Genomic DNA, 2,891 nt, shown 5'->3' on the forward strand with positions numbered 1-2,891 from the left:
GTGATGGTCAACCTGCCGACGGCGGGGGTGGACTACCACGTGCCCTTCGGCGGGCGCAAGGGCTCGAGCTACGGCCCGCGCGAGCAGGGCAGGTACGCGCAGGAGTTCTTCACCGTGGTGAAGACCGCCTACACGATGGCCTAGGCAGGACGAATCGCCGACTTCGGCCGAAACGCCTTGCAGACCGCTTCGTCGGTCTCGAGGTACGGTCCGCCGATCAGGTCGATGCAGTAGGGCACGGCGGCGAAGATGCCCGGCACGGCCTGCGAGCCGTCGGCGTTGCGCAGCCCTTCGAGGGTTTCGGCGATCGCCTTCGGCTGGCCCGGCAGGTTGATGATCAGGCTGCGCTCGCGGATCACCGCGACCTGGCGCGACAGGATCGCGGTCGGCACGAAGCGCAGGCTGATCTGCCGCATCTGCTCGCCGAAGCCCGGCATCTCCTTGTGGGCCACGGCCAGCGTGGCTTCGGGCGTGACGTCGCGCAGGGCCGGGCCGGTGCCGCCTGTGGTCAGCACCAGCGAGCAGCCGGCATCGACCAGCGCGATCAGCGCCGTGCTGATGCCGGCCTGCTCGTCGGGGATCAGGCGCGAGTCGAAGGTGATCGGATTGCGCACGGCGCGCTGCAGCCATTCCTTCAGTGCGGGCAGGCCCTTGTCCTCGTAGACGCCGCTGGAAGCGCGGTCGCTGACCGAGACGATGCCGATGCGTACCGGATCGAGCGCCGTCATGCGTCCTCCTCGCGCGACTGCTCGGCCGCCTCGTCGGCGAGGTCGGCCGCGCCGTGCACGCGCAGCTGGGCGCGCACGAGCTGGAACACCTCGCGGTAGGCCTTGCCCTGGCGTGGGGCAACGCCTGCCGGGCCGGCCTTGATGTCCTTGCGGGCCTGGCGCACCAGCGCGCGCAGCTGCTGCGCGTCGGAGGCGGGGTGGGTTTCGATCCAGCCGCCGAGCGCATCGTCGTCGGCGATCAGCTGGTCGCGCCAGCGCTCGGCTTCGTGCAGCGCCGCGGTCTCCTCGGCCGGCAGGCGATCCTGCTCGGCCAGGGCGGCGCGCACCGCGTCGAGGGTCTCGGCATCGAGGCCGCGCATCAGCTTGCCGATGAACTGCATCTGGCGCCGCTTGCCCTCGAAGTTGGTGATGCGCTTGGCGTCGGCGATCGCGTCCTTGAGCTTGTCGCCCAGGTCGAGGGCGTCGAACAGGCCGGCCCGCAGGCCGAGCAGGGCTTCGCCCAGCGCCTGCAGTTCGGCGCTCTCGCGTTTGAGGTCGGTCTTGCTGGCGGCGTCGGTGCCCTTGAGCTCGCGCTTGAGCTCCAGATCGAGTTCGCTGCCTTCGGCCACGAACTCGCCACGGACGAAGTAGCCTTTTTTGGGTTTGCGGGACATAGATGCAATCGTTGGCCGCACCATCGGGAACAGGGGGCGCAAGTATCATAGCCAACACATGACCACATCTTCATCGCGCGCCGACTCCGGCTTCGCCTACAGCCGTCCCTTCTTCGAAAACCTGGTCGATTCCGCCTTGGCGCATGCCAGGAAGCTCGGAGCGACCGATGCCGGCGCGGAGGCGTCCGAAGGCTGCGGCCTGAGCGTCTCGGTGCGCAAGGGCGAGCTCGAGAACGTCGAGCGCAACCGCGACAAGTCGCTCGGCGTCACGGTCTATGTCGGCCACCGCCGCGGCAATGCCAGCACCTCCGACTTCTCCGAGGCCGCCATCGCGCAGACCGTGCAGGCGGCCTACGACATCGCCCGCTTCACGGCCGAAGACCCGGTCAGCGGCCTGCCCGACGAGGCCGACATCGCCAAGGAGCAGCCCGACCTCGACCTGTTCCATCCCTGGGACATCAGCAGTGAGCAGGCGGCCCGGCTGGCGCTCGAATGCGAGGCGGCGGCCCTCTCGACCGACAAGCGCATCACCAACAGCGAAGGCGCCGGCGTCTCGGCCCAGCAAAGCCATTTCTTCAGCGCCCACACGCGCGGCTTCCGTGGCGGCTATGCGAGCTCGCGCCACTCGATCTCGGTGGCGCCGATCGCCGGCAAGGGCGACGACATGCAGCGCGACGCCTGGTACAGCTCGATGCGCTCGGCCGAGGAGCTCGCGAGTCCCGCGGCGGTGGGCCGCTACGCCGCCGAGCGTGCGTTGAGCCGCCTCAAGTCGCGAAAGATCAAGACCACCGAATGCCCGGTGCTGTTCGAGTCGCCGCTGGCGGCCGGCCTGCTGGGCGGCTTGGTGCAGGCCACCAGCGGCGGGGCGCTCTACCGCAAGAGCAGCTTCCTGCTCGATTCGCTGGGCAAGAAGGTGCTGCCCAAGCACATCGACGTGGTCGAGGATCCGCACGTGCCGCGCGGCAAGGGCAGCTCGCCCTTCGACGACGAAGGCGTGACGACGCGCAAGCGCAAGGTGGTCGACGCCGGACGGCTCGAGGGTTATTTCCTCAGCACCTATTCGGCCCGCAAGCTGGGCATGAGGACCACCGGCAACGCCGGCGGCTCGCACAACCTGACGCTGACTTCGCGCCTGACGAAAAAGGACGACGATCTCGACGCCATGCTGGCCAAGCTCGGCACCGGCCTGCTGGTGATCGAGCTGATGGGCCAGGGCGTCAACTACGTCACCGGCGACTATTCGCGCGGCGCCAGCGGCTTCTGGGTCGAGAAGGGCCGGATCGCGTTCCCGGTGCAGGAGATCACGATCGCCGGCAATCTCAAGGACATGCTGCTGGGCATCGAGGCGGTGGGGGCCGATGCCTACAACTACGGCGCCAAGACCACCGGTTCCGTGCTGGTCAACCGCATGAAGATCGCGGGGGCATAGGCTCGCCCCCAGCAAAGGCTCGCCCCCAGGTYGGGCTCACTGCGTGTAGCCCTCCCACCCCCTACCGGGGGCGCAGTCAGC

Annotated in this window: 4 protein-coding genes; 2 read left to right on the forward strand and 2 right to left on the reverse strand. The window is 68.9% G+C overall.

Annotation, left to right across the window (positions count from 1 at the left end):
- A partial coding sequence (locus AC1D2E_RS35370) for an aldehyde dehydrogenase family protein (protein ID WP_478201721.1) occupies positions 1-144 on the forward strand: 144 nt, incomplete at its 5' end.
- On the opposite strand, the gene mog is transcribed toward AC1D2E_RS35370, so the two are convergent.
- Both mog and yjgA read right to left on the reverse strand, forming a co-directional pair.
- Positions 141-728 (reverse strand): molybdopterin adenylyltransferase, encoded by a 588-nt coding sequence (mog, locus tag AC1D2E_RS35375; RefSeq protein ID WP_478201718.1) that lies wholly within the window; start codon positions 726-728, stop codon positions 141-143. The two genes, AC1D2E_RS35370 and mog, sit on opposite strands and share 4 nt — an antisense overlap.
- The gene (gene yjgA / locus AC1D2E_RS35380) at positions 725-1,381 is read right to left on the reverse strand and encodes a ribosome biogenesis factor YjgA (protein WP_478201719.1); all 657 of its coding nucleotides are present in this window, start codon (positions 1,379-1,381) and stop codon (positions 725-727) included. Before yjgA ends, mog begins: the two co-directional genes overlap by 4 nt.
- 58 nt (positions 1,382-1,439) lie before the next feature.
- Between yjgA and pmbA the strand changes: the two genes are divergently transcribed.
- Positions 1,440-2,810 (forward strand): metalloprotease PmbA, encoded by a 1,371-nt coding sequence (gene pmbA / locus AC1D2E_RS35385; RefSeq protein ID WP_478201720.1) that lies wholly within the window; start codon positions 1,440-1,442, stop codon positions 2,808-2,810.
- The last annotated feature ends 81 nt before the right edge of the window (positions 2,811-2,891 follow it).

Source organism: Variovorax sp. P1_H2 (genome assembly GCF_056405295.1).

Bases quoted from the DNA above. Each gene is read 5' to 3' on its own strand.
- mog (WP_478201718.1), bottom strand. From the start codon at position 728: ATGACGGCGCTCGATCCGGTACGCATCGGCATCGTCTCGGTCAGCGAC.
- yjgA (WP_478201719.1), bottom strand. From the start codon at position 1,381: ATGTCCCGCAAACCCAAAAAAGGCTACTTCGTCCGTGGCGAGTTCGTG.
- pmbA (WP_478201720.1), top strand. From the start codon at position 1,440: ATGACCACATCTTCATCGCGCGCCGACTCCGGCTTCGCCTACAGCCGT.